Genomic DNA, 14,619 nt, shown 5'->3' with positions numbered 1-14,619 from the left:
GATACTCATGCGATATTTGATTACAGTGACGCTTATTTGGGCGTTTTCATTTAGTTTTATTGGCGAAGTTTTAGCAGGAAAAATCGATAGTTATTTTGCTGTCTTGGTACGTGTCTCCCTTGCCTCACTCATCTTTTTACCTCTCACAAAATTTCGAGGTGTTGCCACAGAATTAAAGCTTAAAATCATGCTGATCGGCAGTGTGCAAATAGGCATCATGTACCTCTTTTTCTACCAATCCTTTTTATTTCTCACCGTGCCTGAAGTCATTCTTTTTACCATTTTTACCCCCATGTATGTGACCTTGGTTTATGACGCGTTAAAAGCTCAATTTAAACCCCTCTACCTTGTGAGCACGGGCGTGGCGGTTTTGGGAGCGTATATCATCCGTTACCACGATGTGACATCGCAGTTTATCACCGGTTTTTTGATGGTACAAGGGGCAAATATCTGTTTTGCCATCGGGCAAAGTGCGTATAAGAAAGTGATGGAGTCGCATCAAGACATCGCCCAACGCGATGTGTTTGGGTACTTTCATTTTGGAGCCTTGATCGTCAGTTTGGTTGCGTTTGGATGGTTTGGCAACACAGAAAAACTCTCCCCAACCTTCACACAATGGGGCGTTTTACTGTGGCTGGGCGTCATAGCCTCAGGGCTTGGGTATTTTCTATGGAACAAGGGTGCGTGCGAAGTCGATGCAGGCGTACTTGGCATCATGAACAACGCTTTAGTTCCCGCAGGATTGGTGATGAACCTTCTGATTTGGGGAACCCCGACCAATTACACCTTGCTTGCTTTGGGAAGTGGTGTCATCGCCTTTTCATTGTGGTTGCATCATTTTTTTATGAAGCGGTACCAGACCCATTGATTTAAAAGATCGGACACTCTTTTCCGTAGCAATACTGGTTAAATTTCTTCTGATCGCATTTCGTTTTCATCTCAGCCAAAAGCTTTACATGTAAAAACGTTTCGGAGAGCGACGAAGCGATGTTGAGCGCTGTCCAGACTTCCCTGTGGCAACAGCGCGCCGCTTCGTATTCGGCTATTTTACCTAGCACGGCGTACGTTACTTTTTGAGCAGAGGAGCGCGCTTTTTTGGCAACGGGTGAAGACTCTAAAAGAATGGCAAAACCGATGCCCACACCACTTGCCGCACCGCAGATACCCAAAAATCCACACGCACCACCCATAATGCTAGAACCTCTTGAAATCGCGGTTTTAAGCGCACTCTCACTCACTTTTCCACCGCTGTTTTTATACGCAGTTACGATGATAGCAGGCACCATTGCATGATGTTCTGGCCCGTGTTTTGGGATACTTGGATGCTCTCGGATTTGTTGAAATAATTTAAGCATATCGCGCTCTTTGGATGTTGCACAGATGTGTTCAATGACCGCCAACGCCTCTTTCGCATGACACGCATCGCAGACATAATGCCCCTCTTTACATGTAACGCTTTGATGACTCACACTTCCGCAGTAGTAGCACGTGGCTTCTTGCAATGTCGCCTCATACACAAGCTCCGAGGAGCAGACCATGCAGTTATGATTCTGCTTAGGCGTTACGCTAAACGAAACTTTTGCCATTGGTTTTGGAGTCAATAAAAGACTTGATTTCGCCTCAGGCGGTGTCGCACAACAACAACTCTGCCCCTCTTGGTTGGTAACATTTCCCTTCTCATCTAGCAAAAATAGTTCATTTTCCAACCGCTTTGCCAAAGCCTCATCAATGCGTGTTTTGATGCCTTTAAAAAGAGTGATACCATTTTCCAAGGCAAGGCTCTCGCCCACACCTTTGTAGATGACTTCGATCCTCTTTTGCTCACTTGGTTTGTATGCTTCAAAGGTGAGCGAATAAAAGGTATGCCCTTGTACTTCACGGTAAAAAAAGCGTTTGATAAGCGCAATGTTCTCAAACCCACTCTCACGAAGCAGTCCTAAAAGATGCGCTTGTGTCAGTGCGCCACCGATGCACTCACCGCTCAGTTTCGCGTCGTTGCGGATGAGCGCACTTGCCTCTTCATCGCAGATGACATCGGAGACCACGAGCCTTCCACCCTTTTTAAGTACGCGAAAGATTTCTGCAAAAAGTTTGCGTTTGTGACTCGAAAGGTTGAGCACACAGTTGGAGGTGATGACATCAAAACTCCCTTCTTCCTCTGGCAATGCTTCAAGGTAGCCTTTGGCAAAGGCGAGGTTGTTGTAGCCCAGACTTTGTGCCACCTCTTGCGCCCCACTTCGCGCGATTTTCAGCATGGAATCCAGCATATCGACCCCGACAATACGCCCACTTTTTCCTACAAGTTTTGAGGCGATAAAACACTCAATGCCTCTGCCAGAACCCAAATCTAGCATTGATTCACCCATTTTGAGTTTCGCATCTAAGATAGGACTGCCACAGCCGTATCCTCGAAAGCGCAAGTGTGCAGGAATGTGCGAAAGGTACTGCTCTTCATAGCACGCAGGGTTAAGTATGCTTTCCTTGTCCTCTAACGCCGCATCATGGTAAAAGGCTTTAACCAAACGCAACGACTCGCTCTCACCCGTGGCAAGCAGACAATTCGCATGGGTATGCGCCACACCCTCATTCTCACCACAACTCTGCAAGATGTCGCCCATTTCCAAACACAAAGCAGGCTTTACATGTAAAGGCTCAAACCGCTTCGCTTCCTCTGTTATCAGCCACAATGCAAGCTTTTCCAAAAGCGGTTCATACGGGTCATCGCCCATAAACGTTTTGGCATGAGAAAAGCTGTGGTCTAAGTCGCCGCCACCGAGTAAAAAACGAAGTGGAGAAGAGAGTGCTGTGATGGACTGCGACGCAATGTCCTTAGCCACCCTACTTTCAAGCGCTTCAGCGATGCTCTTTCCTTCCATCAAAAGTTCACCCTCTCCAACCATCGCCGCACTGGGATAAAAATGCCCATCGTAGCCTAAAGCGATGGAACTACGTCCTGAGCTAGAGCCGTCGTGTACCGTTCCTTTTGGGGCGAAGATTTGCGTTTTTAGCGCTTCAAAATTGTCGATGACAAGCCCTAATTTTTGCGCTTTTTGATAGGCATTAATCAGTGCATTAAAAAGCGTGTCATGCGCTATCAATCCCTCATTTTCACCACGTCCGCGCGAGAAATACCATAAGAAATGCAGATGCCCTGCTTTGAGTTCGCATGTCAACGCCACAATGGCTTCTAAACTCTGAATATTCAGTGGATGCAAACAAACAGATAAAGAGAACGAGTAACCCGCTTTTTGAAGCCAAAGGATGTTTCGCTCCAACTTCTCAAAACTCCCATGCCCTCGAATGGCGTCATGCTCTTTAGGCAGACCATCAAGGCTGATTTGAAAGTGCAGTCGTGATGTGGGGAAATCTTTACATGTAAAGATTTTTTCAAGCAACATGCCATTGGTCAAGATGACTACTTCGGTGTCGCTGAGTGCTAAAATCAACTCTACCAACGCCAACAGTTCAGGATGCACCAACGGCTCGCCACCGCTGATGATAAAAAGCCGACAGCCAAGGGCGTACGCTTCGTTTACATGTAAAGCTATGGTCTCGCAACTTAGCGTGTCTTTTTCGGTGGGCGAAGAGCTAAAAAGGCAGTGCGTACAGCTAAGATTGCAACGGTTGGTGAGGTGTATCCAAAACTCATGAAGGGCTGTTTTAGACGAGGGTTTTGGTCTGTAATGCAGCGGATTTGGTTCTGAAATGCGGTGTTTTAACTGCTCATACGCAAGGCTTTTCTCCGCACTTTGCAATAACGCATCCGCACTTGCATTGGGCACAAACCAGTCCGCACTGTGGCGGTGTACGTAAATCGGATGCTCTTCAAAAACAATTCTCTGCCAACTACTTTTCATACGCTTCTAACCTCTTTTTCACACGTTGTTTTAAAATCATTGAAACCACCACAAGCACCACCAATAAGCCAACGGAGATGTAAAACTCATGGCTTCCAAAACTCAGCGATTGCGCTCCGATGTTGGAGTACACCAAAACGCCAGGCAACATGCCCAAAAACGTTGCGAAGAAAAAATCACGGTAGCGAATCGTTGAAAATCCAGCGCTGTAACTGATGATGTTAAATGGCACAAGCGGGACTAAACGAAGCAGTAAAATCATCACAAATCCATGCTTTTTAACGCTTTTTTGAAAGTTTATCAGTTTTTCATGTGCCAATTTTTCGTGCATTTTTTTGCCATACAGTCGTGCAAGATAAAAAGAGAGTGTTCCCCCACATAACGCACCCACGATGATGTAAACACTTCCCCACGCAAACCCAAAGATAAGCCCACCTGCAAGCGCTAAAATGCCATCAGGAAAGAAGATAAGCGGTGCAAGTGTAAAGAGGACGATGAATATAATCGGAGCGTAAATGCCAAAGCTAAGGACAAAGGTTTTGATCGATTCGACTTGCGCGTAAGAGAGCACGCCCGTTTTATAAAAGAGGAACATCAAGACGCCAAAGGCTAAAAACAGGGCTATCTTTTTGATGCGTCATCCTTTAAGGCGTGGATTTTCTGGCGTGAACTGAAACGGTTGTACCATTTTTTCAGCACTCCTTGCGCTTCTTGCTTCATTGCAAAATCAGGATTGAAGATGAGATCGAGCAGATGCACCCCGTTTTTACCCCCTTTGCTCATCGACTCCGCGCAACTTTGGCAGTAACTGACGATGCTCTCGCATGCCGTTTGGTTCGCACGAGAGCGCATCTGCTCATGCGCTAAGCCCGAATGGGTGAGTTCCAACATACCTCCACTGCCGCAACAAAGCGTTTTTTCACGGTTTTGTTTGAACTCTTCGTAAGGCAGACCCAGTTGTGCTAAAAGCGTGCGCACATCTTTGTGAATTTCTTTTTCATACCGTGTCGGACAGGGATCGTGCAGTGCCATTTTGGGCGCGTTTTTATGGCGTTCTTTCGCACTTTCTGGCAGTCCGATCTGCTCTAACAGTGAATAGAGTGAGACGATCTTGATGTGTGGCGCGTACGTTTTGATGCTCATAAAACAGTTCTCACAGGCGGTCACAACCGTGGTGGCGCCCATTTTTTCAAGATCACGCTCAAGCTGTGAATGGTACATTTTAAACTGCGCCATATCGCCCATCATGCGTGTGGGCGTGCCACAGCACTGCTGAATGATGCCAATGCCAGAACATTTAGAACGCAAATACGAAAATACGCTATGAACAAGACTGGGAGAGTACGAGCTAAGCGCACATCCAGGCATAAATGCCATATGGGTGTACTCTCCAGTTGTAAACTTTTTTGTAGTAGAAAAAAGTCTTGAAAAACTACTTTTTTGGTGGAAGATGACCGCACCATAGCCGTACTTTTTCAACACGTTTTTATCATCCGCAAACGTTGTTTTAGAAGCGGTGAAAACCTTTCCAAAGTCGATGTCTTGTGGGCACATGTGCGCGCAGAGTCCGCAGTTGGCACAGGCAAATGCCATATCGCTTGTCGGAAGTTCTGTGGTAAATTTTGTGAGCAATTTTTTGGGCGAGATGGTGAAGCTGTAGAGCATCGGACAGCCCTTCATACAGCTCCTGCAATCTACGCACGCCTTTTCATACGCGTTGATCTCACTTTCCACGATACACTCGCTTGATCAGATAGGCCAAAATAGAAACGGAAAAGAGAATCAAAAGCCCATAAGCAACCGTCTTCGCGCCGCCGCTAAGCATCTCTCCTGCGTAGGAGTAGACCAGCGTTGCAGGCAGTTGTCCCACACCCGTCGCGATCAAAAAGGCGCTCAGTCTCATGGAGGTCAACCCTGCGGCGTAACTGACCACGTCAAAGGAGATAAACGGAAGCAGTCGTGCGATCACAATCGCATAAACCCCATGCCGCTCAAAAAAAGCATCCACACTCTCCAACGCCATTTTACTCGTCAGTTTTTCGACCACATCGCGCCCTAAAAACTTGGCGATGTAAAAACACAACAGCGCTCCGACCATGGCACTGAACCATGAAAGTGCAGCACCCCAAACCCAACCAAACAACGCCGCATTGGCAAAGGTGATGAGAAATGCGGGCAAAGGCGCAAGGATGGCTTGAAACACCATCAGCAAAAACGAGATGAGCGGTGCTAACATGCCGAAAGAAAGAATGTACGCTTTGATGCTTTCGATATCTAAACTTTGGAACAGTGCAATGACCTCAAAAAAGTAATTGCGCGTCTGAGGGCAGATGAAAAAAAGCGTTAGCACGACACCGACGAAGAGCAGTGTCGCGATTTTGGAAGGTTTGAGCATTATTTGCTGACGGCTAAAACATCTTTGATTTTATCGCGAGGCCAACCGTATTGACCGTCTTTGAGCGTTAAAAGTTGCTCTTTTTTCAGCCCTTTTTCAAGGTAAAAATCATACGCGCGATCTGCTCCTCCACCGCCTCTTGGGCAGACGATAATCACTTTTTGATCAGGCTTAATGTCAGGAAGCAATGCCGCAAGTCGCGCTTTTTCATCCTCTGTTTTAACAGGATACGCATACGTTTCAAGCGCACCCTTTAAGTGCTCTTCCTCAAAATCTTTTTTCTCTTGAATGTCTACCAAGACGATTTTAGAAGCGTCCTCACGCATCAACTTTGCCGTTTCATCCGCCGTAATATAGTTGTATTTGGCATTTTCTTCGACTTTTCCACCACATCCAACAAGCAATAATGCCGCAATGGGTAACGCTAACAATGAAGAGAGTTTCATCGATTCTCCTAAGGGAAATGTTTACATGTAAGGGGTAGGGAATGTATCAAAAAGAGCAGTGTCATGTCATTTTTGATGTACGCTTAAACCTTAAGCCGTTACATGATTTAGGTGTTATGATAAGCTTTTGTGACTTAGAAAAAGGTTAATACGGTCAATGTTTGTTGACTGTTTTTGCTACAATAGCGCTTTTACATGTAAGGATCTTAGAGATGACAACTGAAAATGAGATAAGAGCGTATATTGACAGGACAACGGCTTTAAATACTTTTTTTCAATACCCACCTTTGCGCGTGGAAGAGATAGGCGATGGTAATTTAAATTTTATCTTTCGCATTAGCGACCAAAGCGGCACTTCGCTCATTCTCAAATACGCCGCGCCCTATCTTCGGCTTTTGGGCAAGGATTTTCCACTTCCACAGAACCGTATTTGCGTCGAGATGCACACGCTGAGCTATTTTAAAAGCATCGCTCCCTCCTTAATTCCAACGCTTTACTACCTCGATGAAGCCTCTTTTTGCTTTGTCATGGAAGATCTTGTGGGCTACAGACTCTTGCAAACAGCGCAGTTCGATCAGTTTATTGCCCCCTCGTTGTACGCGAAACTGGGCACCTTTTTAGCAACGCTTTACACCAAAGCGCCGCCTAAACACGAAGCGAATTACTATGAAAATGCTACCTTGAAACGCATAAGCGAAGAGTACATTTTCATTTTTCCATACATCAAAAATCACCCTGCATTAACGCTGCCTGACTACTTTAGTCCCATGCCCAAAAGTGTGACTTTTCTACACAATATTGACATGCTTTTAAACCTGTTTCAAAACGAAAAAGAGTGTCTAATTCACGGCGATCTACACACGGGTTCTATCATGATCAAACATGAAAACCTTTCCATCATTGACGCCGAATTCTCCTTTTGGGGACCGCTTGGTTTTGACATCGGCACACTGTTGGCGCACATCATTTTTGGTGAGATTTACAACTGCTTTATACCCAAACCCGTTCAGTTTCAGCCCATCGTTCGTGCACTGTGGAAAGCGTTTGAAAAGAGCCTTGGCAACGTGCCTTTGCACATCATGCAACAGAGCATTGGGTTTTGTGGCGCCGAACTCTCACGCCGTTTGGTCGTACCTGCCAAAGCCAAACCGCTGGAAGCGATTGCGCCATTGGAAGACAAAACTAAAGCCTATGTGCTGTGCGAAAAACTGAGCATTGAATTGGTTGAATCCTTTTTACATGTAAAGCGTTTTGAAGCGTTTATCGAGGTTGTGGAGCGGCATTTATGCGTCAAAACGCACTGATCTTTTTTATGAAAGCGCCTGTTATTGGGCGTGTTAAAACACGTCTGGCAGAGGGAATTGGAAACGACAATGCAACCACGCTTTACCGCTTGATGTGTGCACACCTGTTGAGCCTCGCAGTGCCACAAAATACCGATGTGATCGTAGCCTACGATGATGAAGAGCGCATGTCATTGCCTGATTATTTAGAGGGAACATCACTTTTTTACCAAAGTGGAAACGATTTGGGTGAGCGTATGCAAAATGCTTTTGAAGCAGTGTTTGCCAAAGGCTATAAACGTGCGATTTTGGTGGGTTCGGACATTCCTAATGTGGATGGGCGCATTTTAGAAGAGGCGTTTGCCCACCTTTGCAACAACGATGCGATGCTCTCACCGACAGAAGATGGCGGTTATTACCTCATCGGTTTTCACGCACACACCTTTTGCAAAGAGGCGTTTGAGGGCATCCGTTACAGCCAAAGCGATGTCTATGCCAACACGCTTTTAAAACTCTCACCTCTTCGTGTCACCAAAGGGGAAATGCTGCGTGACATCGACACGTTAGAGGATTTGCGCGCGTTTACATGTAAAGAAAAACTCTCACCTCTTGGGACGTTCGCGCAGAACATTTTAAACGACCTTCCGCGCATCAGCGTCATTATTCCTGCCTATCATGAAGATGAGACACTGCTGCACACACTTTCCCATCTCAAAGCGATGGCACACGCCCAAAACTACGAAATCATCGTGGTTGACACGCATGAAAAAACCACCGTGGAGCGTTTACGAATAAGCGCTGTTCGCGTTGCCTTTTCGTCTAAAGGCAGAAGTACTCAAATGAATGAGGGGGCGCGAAAGGCACGAGGGGAAATGCTTCTTTTTTTACACGCCGACACGCTTTTGCCCTATCACTGGGATACAAAGATCGAAAACGCTTTACATGTAAACAAAGCGGGTGCCTTTAACCTTGGCATTAACGACTCGCATCTGGGGCTTTTTTTCATCGAAACGATGGCAAATCTTCGCACCAAAATGACGAAAATTCCCTACGGCGATCAAGCTCATTTTTTCCAAACCTCTTTTTTTAGAGCGCTTGGAGGGTATGCGCAGATTGCATTGATGGAAGATGTGGAGATCATGAAACGGCTTAAAAAACGAGGTCAAAAAATCACGCTTTTAAAGTCTACGGTTTTGACGTCACCGCGCCGATGGCATAAAGAGGGCATTTTGTATGTCACACTTCGCAACCGCACGTTAAGCTTTTTATACTGGCTTGGTGTTTCGCCCCAACAGTTAATTAAACACTATAAAGCGCACCGAAACTAAATTCTGTATAATCCATCTTAAAACTTTAGGAAAGCCATGTTACACGGTATCTTGACCCTTTTACTCTTCCAATTTGTCGGAGAGTGCATCAGTAAACTGTTTATGCTCAAAATCCCAGGAGCCATCATCGGTATGGTCTTGCTTTTGCTCTTTTTGATGCTCCGAAAAGGGAGTTATCCAGCCCTTGATAGCTCGGTGTTTTGGCTACTGCGCTATTTGCCCCTTTTTATTATTCCTGCCGCCGCAGGCATCATCACCCAATTTGAGACGATCTCAAACGAGCTTTTTGCCATTCTTGCGTCCTTGATCGTGGGAACCTTTTTAGCTCTCGCGTTTAGTGTGAAACTCATGGATGTCTTGATCTCGCGTAAGGAGAGAAAATGAACGTTGACGCACTGATCGCTTATGTGATGAATACGCCTCTAAGCTGGATTATCATCACGATGAGTGCTTATAAAATCGGGATTATTATTTACGAAAAAACAGGCAAACACGCGCTTTTGCAACCCATTGTCATCGCGTATGTCATTATGCTTCCCATTCTTATTTTGGCGCAAATTCCCTACAAGCAGTATTTTGAGTCGGTCAGCATTTTGCACTTTTTTCTAGGACCTGCCACGGTTGCATTAGCACTTCCGTTGTATAAAAATCTCAAATTGATTCAGTCCTATTTTCTGCCCATTCTCATCACGCTTGTCGCTGGAGGCATCTTTACCATCCTTAGCGCCATTAGTATTTTGTGGCTTTTTGGCGCTTCTAAGATCACGATGCTCTCGATGACCACCAAATCGGTCACGGCGCCCATCACGCTCATCACCGCGCAGGACATCGGAGCGATTCCCTCTTTGGCAATGGGATTTGTCGTCATCACAGGGCTTTTGGGAGCGCTCTTTGGTACGTTTATTTTTAAACTCTTAAAGATCAAACATGACGCCGCCAAAGGCTTCGCCCTCGGACTCATCTCACACGCCGTAGGCACAGCCCGAGCCTTCGAGATCAGCGAAAATGCCGCAGCATTTTCAGCCTTAGCGATGGGGTTGATTGGGGTGTTTATCGCCGTTTTATTGCCGATTGTGATTGGGTTCTTATAATGTTACATGTAAAAGAATTAAAGAAGAATCCCTGAATGGAAGATTCTTCTTTCCACGATTAGTTAGATGCTTTTTTACAAAGGCATCCACATTGAGACATTTTGGTATCTAGGCTATACTTTCCAGCGCCTAAAAAGAAAAGTGCCAAAGATGAAAAGAGATAAAGAAGGGGTAGCTCCGTCATCAATCCACCTGATTCAGGGTCGATAGCCAAAAACATGTCACTATGAACAAGGAAAAGAGCAAAGACCATCGTTGTTCCAAAGATCAAAGCACTGGTACGCGTGAAAAGCCCCAATATAAGTAAAAATGGGATAATAAGCTCTCCTAAATAGGAACCATAGGCGACAATTTCAGGCAATCCAGAACTTACAACAAGCTCCTTAATTTCAGCAATACCACCTGTATATTTTTGAAAACCATGAAAGAGCATAAGTCCAGCGATGGAGATACGTAAGACCAGTTTTCCAATATCCTCATTTGCATATTTAGCAAATTGTGTTTCTAAAAACATTTTTTTCCTTTTGTTGTATTAAAACAACCCAAACTGCTAGTTGAGAAGATGGTTTGAAAGTTGCTTTAAACTCCATAAAAAGCCGTGGGAGGCGAGATTATGGAGCGAGATATTATAACCGTTTATTGTTTAATTGATGAGTATTTGAAGGTATCAGGGATAAAAGATGATGTTAGAGCTAAGATTAGTAATGCAGAAGTGCTGCTTATCGGGTATATGGCAGTGAATGATTTTAATGGCAACTATTTCAAAGCACATCAGTATGTTAAGATGATGCACTTGGTGAAAGAGATTGACTACACGAGATTTTTGCGCCGCTTAGTAAAAATAAATGACGTGTTGTCCACACTTTTTTTGTTTTTAGGCTCATTGTTTCAGCGATTAAACGGTGCAAAGATTTACTCTGTTGATTCTTTTCCTGTTGAATTGTGCCAAATCACAAGGCAAAGCAGAGTCAGATTGTGGAGTGATCCATCTTTGAAGGGGTATAATGCATCCAAAGGAAGATTCTTTTATGGGCTTAAAGTCCATATGGTAGTCACAGCCGATAAAGAGCCTGTAATGGTACATATCTCAGAAGGCTCCATACACGATGTTACGGCGGGGTATCAATTTATGCACTATCTACCCCAAAAATCAATCACGATTGGAGATAAAGGGTATGTTTCATCAAAGTTAGAAGCTTTTTTAAAACAGTTTGAGATTGTACTTTCACCCATTGGGCGTAACAACATGCAACAAGAAAACAAAGAAGAGTATTTTACCAAGCGTAGAATTAGAAAAGGTGTTGAAACTGCCTTTTCTATGATCACTGCTAAGTTTGGTAAAGTGATTAAGGCTACAACCATTGGTGGCTTTTTAACAAAGCTTAGACTTTTCATCACTGCGTATGCTATCAACTGCTTTTTGAAGCTTAGTGATGACAAAAAAGCTCTTCTGTTTAACTAGCAGTTTGGGTTAAAACAAGTTGAAAGTATAACCACGTTTGGTAAATGAAAATTCTTAATTATGGTAAATATTATCAAAAATATTTAATACTTCGTGATCATCTGCCTAAAAACTTCATACAGTTCAGGGAACATTTCAAACCCTTCGATGCCTAAAAAATGCCCACCGCGTGGGATTTCTAAAAGCGCACTGTCAAGTTTAGCCCCCAACGTTTTACTCACGTAAGAGGGAACGTACATGTCGTTGTCGGAGAAGATGACGTGCTTTTGGAGGATGTTGCGTGAGAGCTTGGCGTAGTCAAGTTTGGTGTCGACAAACGCGTCAAGGTTGGGGAAAATTTCGAGGGGTTTATCAAAGGGTGAGACTAAGATCATACCGCCAAGAGCAAAACTCTCAGGAAGTGCGTCAAGGTAGTGCAAAAGGGTGATACAGCCTAAACTGTGCGCGATGATAAACGTCTCATTATTCGGCGTGCCGATCTTGTCGCGAAGTTTTTCAAGCCACGCCTCAACCTGCGGCGTCTCAGGTATTGGCATGCGTAACACCTCAACCTCGATGCCGTACATGGCATGAACTTTCTCAACAAACCACGGAAACCAATGGTCATTGGACGAAGCGGAATAGCCATGAATAATGTAAACTTTTTTCATTCAAGCCTCTTATACAATCTTTTCAATTATGATACATCAAGAGTTTAAATGAATTGTTACACCTCTTTTTTTTCGTCCGTTTGGTTGCTACTCTCGACCATTGCATTGAGGCTTTTTTTCAGTTTTTGCAACATGCGGTTAACATGGATGAGATTTTCTGCCGACTGAATGGCAATGTCCTCTGTCGCATTCACATTTTTATCAAACGTCTTCTTTGCATTCTCATCAATGCCCATATCTTCGATCACATCTTCGACTTCTTCGGCGAGTTGTTGGAGCTGAGAGACAGCATTTTCCGCTTTTTTGAGCGCATCTTCAGAGTCTTTCATCGCGAGATTGACTTTTTGCACAAAAAGTGAAATGTGCGTTGACGCCTCTTTGAGTTCATCTTCGCTGTGGGAAGAGAGCGTCACATTTTGCCCCGAAAAACTACTGATATCGCCACGTGCAAGCTCTTTGGCTTTTTGCACAAACCCTTCTAAATGTTCTATAATCTCTTTGGTCATCACAAACGCATAAACGATGATGATAAGCCCGATAATCAGCGCGATGTACTGAAATTTGAGGAACATATCGTTTTTGGCTTCGCTGTGGTCGGTGTAGAGCCAGACCGCTTCATCCATCGCATTGAGCAGTTGCACGTTTTTTTCATACACAAATGCCAGATGCTTGTTGATCTCACTCTCAAGTGCGATAACATGGTCTAAGTAGAGCATGTACTCTTCCCAGTACGCGTTGTTCTCTTTGACGATGGCATACACTTCGGGAGCGTTTTTCACCGCAGCATCATCCAAAAAGCTCTTGATTGTTTTGTTGTAAAGCGCTTTGGCATCGGCATAAACGAGCAGATCTTGGGCATTGGCACTGCGTAAATAACGGTTAACGTACAGCCCCATGCGCTGTGAGAGCATGCGTTGGCGACCCGAGAGATCGATGTGAATGTTGCTTAGATTCGCACCCACCATACGTTGCACCACCGTGTCAGAGAGCACGAGGAGTTTTTCGATGCGAGGCGTTAAGACTTCCATATCGGGGCGCACCTCTTCGATGCCGCTTTTGAGCGCTTCAACCTCAACGCGAAAGGGAAGCCACAGTGTCATCACCTCTTCGAGTTTGGTTTGGATGCGCTCATTTTGGGGCGCGTAAATGCCTTTTGCATCATTGCCATACAGAAGATCTTTCAGACTGCTTTCAAACAGACCCACCGCGGTGTTCAGCTCGCAAAAATCATTGGTATGGCGATGCACGATGAAAAAGGTCTCTTTGCTGATCTTTTGGGAGAGCATGCGCTGTTTACCTGCGATGTTGATGATGTAGGAGTCTTTTTTGCTCATCTGATTCATCATGACCGTGAGTGAGATGATGAAAATAATCACAAACGAAAGCAGTCCACCTGCGAGTTTCATTTTGGTGCTAATGGTGGTTGGTTTTATCATAATGTCCTACTCATAAATCTCTTTGAGCTCTTGAATATTCAAGACCACAACGCTGTTTTTTTCGATCTCAATCGTTCCATTACGGGTGAGTTTGTTTAAAATACGTGAAAGTGTCTCAGGTTGAATGTGCAACATATAGGCAATTTCATGTTTTTTAAGGCGGTTAAACGTCTCCAGCTCATTGACAAGCATGTGCGCCACTTTCGCCGTTCCATCAAACACAACATCACGGCTAATAATACACTGCATCTGCTGAATCATCTTAAACGACTCTTCCAAAATCTTCGTCATCAAGCGGTGATTCGCATAGATCATCGCACGAAATGGCTCACTTTGGATGGAGAGCACTGTGCTGTCTTCCAAAAACTCGGCGTTCGCGTAACAGCTGATAAAAAAGCTGTCAATGAGCTTGGAAACATTGAAAATAAGGGAGTTGGAGTAGAGTTTGTAGAGAAAGATTTCATTGTCAAAACGGTCTACCTTGTAAAATTTGACCGAGCCTTTGATGATGTAATAGATCGCATCTTTGGTGTCTTTTTCATAAAAGAGCACGTCACCGGCTTTATGGTGACGCACACTGCAAAAGGAGGCGATTTTTTGAATATCGTCACCTTGCAGAGAATCAAACAGTGGCAAGGAAGCAATAAGTGCCAAAGGATCGTTTGTCATCG

Annotated in this window: 15 protein-coding genes; 6 read left to right on the top strand and 9 right to left on the bottom strand. The window is 44.6% G+C overall.

Annotation, left to right across the window (positions count from 1 at the left end):
* Positions 1-7 precede the first annotated feature (7 nt).
* A complete protein-coding gene (locus SMUL_RS04510; protein WP_025344074.1) occupies positions 8-868 on the top strand; it encodes a DMT family transporter in 861 nt (286 codons plus the stop codon).
* A 1-nt stretch (position 869) separates the two neighbouring features.
* On the opposite strand, the gene SMUL_RS04505 is transcribed toward SMUL_RS04510, so the two are convergent.
* The 5 genes from SMUL_RS04505 to SMUL_RS04485 are packed head-to-tail and all read right to left on the bottom strand — an operon-like array spanning position 870 to position 6,698.
* On the bottom strand, positions 870-3,857 hold the full coding sequence (locus tag SMUL_RS04505) for a radical SAM protein (RefSeq protein WP_025344073.1): 2,988 nt from the start codon (positions 3,855-3,857) through the stop codon (positions 870-872).
* The gene (locus SMUL_RS04500; protein WP_025344072.1) at positions 3,847-4,452 is read right to left on the bottom strand and encodes a TVP38/TMEM64 family protein; all 606 of its coding nucleotides are present in this window, start codon (positions 4,450-4,452) and stop codon (positions 3,847-3,849) included. The genes SMUL_RS04505 and SMUL_RS04500 overlap by 11 nt, the downstream gene beginning before the upstream one ends.
* A gap of 26 nt (positions 4,453-4,478) precedes the next feature.
* The gene (locus SMUL_RS04495) at positions 4,479-5,591 is read right to left on the bottom strand and encodes a (Fe-S)-binding protein (protein WP_148295262.1); all 1,113 of its coding nucleotides are present in this window, start codon (positions 5,589-5,591) and stop codon (positions 4,479-4,481) included.
* On the bottom strand, positions 5,581-6,252 hold the full coding sequence (locus SMUL_RS04490; protein ID WP_038533013.1) for a TVP38/TMEM64 family protein: 672 nt from the start codon (positions 6,250-6,252) through the stop codon (positions 5,581-5,583). Before SMUL_RS04490 ends, SMUL_RS04495 begins: the two co-directional genes overlap by 11 nt.
* Entirely contained in the window at positions 6,252-6,698 is a 447-nt protein-coding gene (locus tag SMUL_RS04485) for a rhodanese-like domain-containing protein (protein ID WP_025344070.1), read from the bottom strand. The genes SMUL_RS04490 and SMUL_RS04485 overlap by 1 nt, the downstream gene beginning before the upstream one ends.
* A 212-nt stretch (positions 6,699-6,910) precedes the next feature.
* Between SMUL_RS04485 and SMUL_RS04480 the strand changes: the two genes are divergently transcribed.
* The 4 genes from SMUL_RS04480 to SMUL_RS04465 are packed head-to-tail and all read left to right on the top strand — an operon-like array spanning position 6,911 to position 10,400.
* Complete coding sequence (locus SMUL_RS04480; RefSeq protein ID WP_025344069.1) at positions 6,911-8,002, top strand: phosphotransferase; 1,092 nt, start codon at positions 6,911-6,913, stop codon at positions 8,000-8,002.
* Positions 7,984-9,309 (top strand): TIGR04283 family arsenosugar biosynthesis glycosyltransferase, encoded by a 1,326-nt coding sequence (locus SMUL_RS16490; RefSeq protein ID WP_025344068.1) that lies wholly within the window; start codon positions 7,984-7,986, stop codon positions 9,307-9,309. Before SMUL_RS04480 ends, SMUL_RS16490 begins: the two co-directional genes overlap by 19 nt.
* A 36-nt stretch (positions 9,310-9,345) precedes the next feature.
* Positions 9,346-9,693: a CidA/LrgA family protein gene (locus SMUL_RS04470; protein ID WP_025344067.1), complete on the top strand. Its 348-nt coding sequence runs from the start codon at positions 9,346-9,348 to the stop codon at positions 9,691-9,693.
* Positions 9,690-10,400, top strand: a complete 711-nt coding sequence (locus SMUL_RS04465; RefSeq protein WP_025344066.1) for an LrgB family protein — start codon at positions 9,690-9,692, stop codon at positions 10,398-10,400. Before SMUL_RS04470 ends, SMUL_RS04465 begins: the two co-directional genes overlap by 4 nt.
* Positions 10,401-10,458: 58 nt before the next feature.
* Here the strand turns inward: SMUL_RS04465 and SMUL_RS04460 are convergent, their stop codons facing one another.
* On the bottom strand, positions 10,459-10,914 hold the full coding sequence (locus SMUL_RS04460) for a DoxX family protein (RefSeq protein WP_025344065.1): 456 nt from the start codon (positions 10,912-10,914) through the stop codon (positions 10,459-10,461).
* A 99-nt stretch (positions 10,915-11,013) separates the two neighbouring features.
* Between SMUL_RS04460 and SMUL_RS04455 the strand changes: the two genes are divergently transcribed.
* Positions 11,014-11,862, top strand: coding sequence for an IS982 family transposase (locus tag SMUL_RS04455; RefSeq protein WP_025344064.1), 849 nt, complete (start codon positions 11,014-11,016; stop codon positions 11,860-11,862).
* A gap of 83 nt (positions 11,863-11,945) precedes the next feature.
* Here SMUL_RS04455 and SMUL_RS04450 read toward each other — a convergent pair whose 3' ends face one another.
* Genes SMUL_RS04450 through SMUL_RS04440 form a run of 3 tightly spaced genes read right to left on the bottom strand, consistent with a single transcriptional unit; the run spans position 11,946 to position 14,617 of the window.
* Positions 11,946-12,512 carry an RBBP9/YdeN family alpha/beta hydrolase gene (locus SMUL_RS04450; protein WP_025344063.1) on the bottom strand — a complete coding sequence of 189 codons (567 nt, stop codon included), beginning with the start codon at positions 12,510-12,512 and terminating at the stop codon, positions 11,946-11,948.
* Positions 12,513-12,568: 56 nt separating this feature from the next.
* Positions 12,569-13,948 carry a type IV pili methyl-accepting chemotaxis transducer N-terminal domain-containing protein gene (locus tag SMUL_RS04445; protein WP_025344062.1) on the bottom strand — a complete coding sequence of 460 codons (1,380 nt, stop codon included), beginning with the start codon at positions 13,946-13,948 and terminating at the stop codon, positions 12,569-12,571.
* A gap of 6 nt (positions 13,949-13,954) precedes the next feature.
* Positions 13,955-14,617 carry a Crp/Fnr family transcriptional regulator gene (locus SMUL_RS04440; RefSeq protein WP_025344061.1) on the bottom strand — a complete coding sequence of 221 codons (663 nt, stop codon included), beginning with the start codon at positions 14,615-14,617 and terminating at the stop codon, positions 13,955-13,957.
* Between the last annotated feature and the right edge of the window lie 2 nt (positions 14,618-14,619).

The sequence above is a fragment of the Sulfurospirillum multivorans DSM 12446 genome, from assembly GCF_000568815.1.
Taxonomy (GTDB): Bacteria; Campylobacterota; Campylobacteria; order Campylobacterales; family Sulfurospirillaceae; genus Sulfurospirillum; species Sulfurospirillum multivorans.
Note: the sequence above shows the minus strand (reverse complement) of the source record. Positions and strands in the feature narration are given on the sequence as shown.

Coding starts and splice junctions, on each gene's coding strand:
- SMUL_RS04510 (WP_025344074.1), top strand. CDS start 8: ATGCGATATTTGATTACAGTGACGCTTATTTGGGCGTTTTCATTTAGT.
- SMUL_RS04505 (WP_025344073.1), bottom strand. CDS start 3,857: ATGAAAAGTAGTTGGCAGAGAATTGTTTTTGAAGAGCATCCGATTTAC.
- SMUL_RS04500 (WP_025344072.1), bottom strand. CDS start 4,452: ATGTTCCTCTTTTATAAAACGGGCGTGCTCTCTTACGCGCAAGTCGAA.
- SMUL_RS04490 (WP_038533013.1), bottom strand. CDS start 6,252: ATGCTCAAACCTTCCAAAATCGCGACACTGCTCTTCGTCGGTGTCGTG.
- SMUL_RS04485 (WP_025344070.1), bottom strand. CDS start 6,698: ATGAAACTCTCTTCATTGTTAGCGTTACCCATTGCGGCATTATTGCTT.
- SMUL_RS04480 (WP_025344069.1), top strand. CDS start 6,911: ATGACAACTGAAAATGAGATAAGAGCGTATATTGACAGGACAACGGCT.
- SMUL_RS16490 (WP_025344068.1), top strand. CDS start 7,984: ATGCGTCAAAACGCACTGATCTTTTTTATGAAAGCGCCTGTTATTGGG.
- SMUL_RS04470 (WP_025344067.1), top strand. CDS start 9,346: ATGTTACACGGTATCTTGACCCTTTTACTCTTCCAATTTGTCGGAGAG.
- SMUL_RS04465 (WP_025344066.1), top strand. CDS start 9,690: ATGAACGTTGACGCACTGATCGCTTATGTGATGAATACGCCTCTAAGC.
- SMUL_RS04460 (WP_025344065.1), bottom strand. CDS start 10,914: ATGTTTTTAGAAACACAATTTGCTAAATATGCAAATGAGGATATTGGA.
- SMUL_RS04455 (WP_025344064.1), top strand. CDS start 11,014: ATGGAGCGAGATATTATAACCGTTTATTGTTTAATTGATGAGTATTTG.
- SMUL_RS04450 (WP_025344063.1), bottom strand. CDS start 12,512: ATGAAAAAAGTTTACATTATTCATGGCTATTCCGCTTCGTCCAATGAC.
- SMUL_RS04445 (WP_025344062.1), bottom strand. CDS start 13,948: ATGATAAAACCAACCACCATTAGCACCAAAATGAAACTCGCAGGTGGA.
- SMUL_RS04440 (WP_025344061.1), bottom strand. CDS start 14,617: ATGACAAACGATCCTTTGGCACTTATTGCTTCCTTGCCACTGTTTGAT.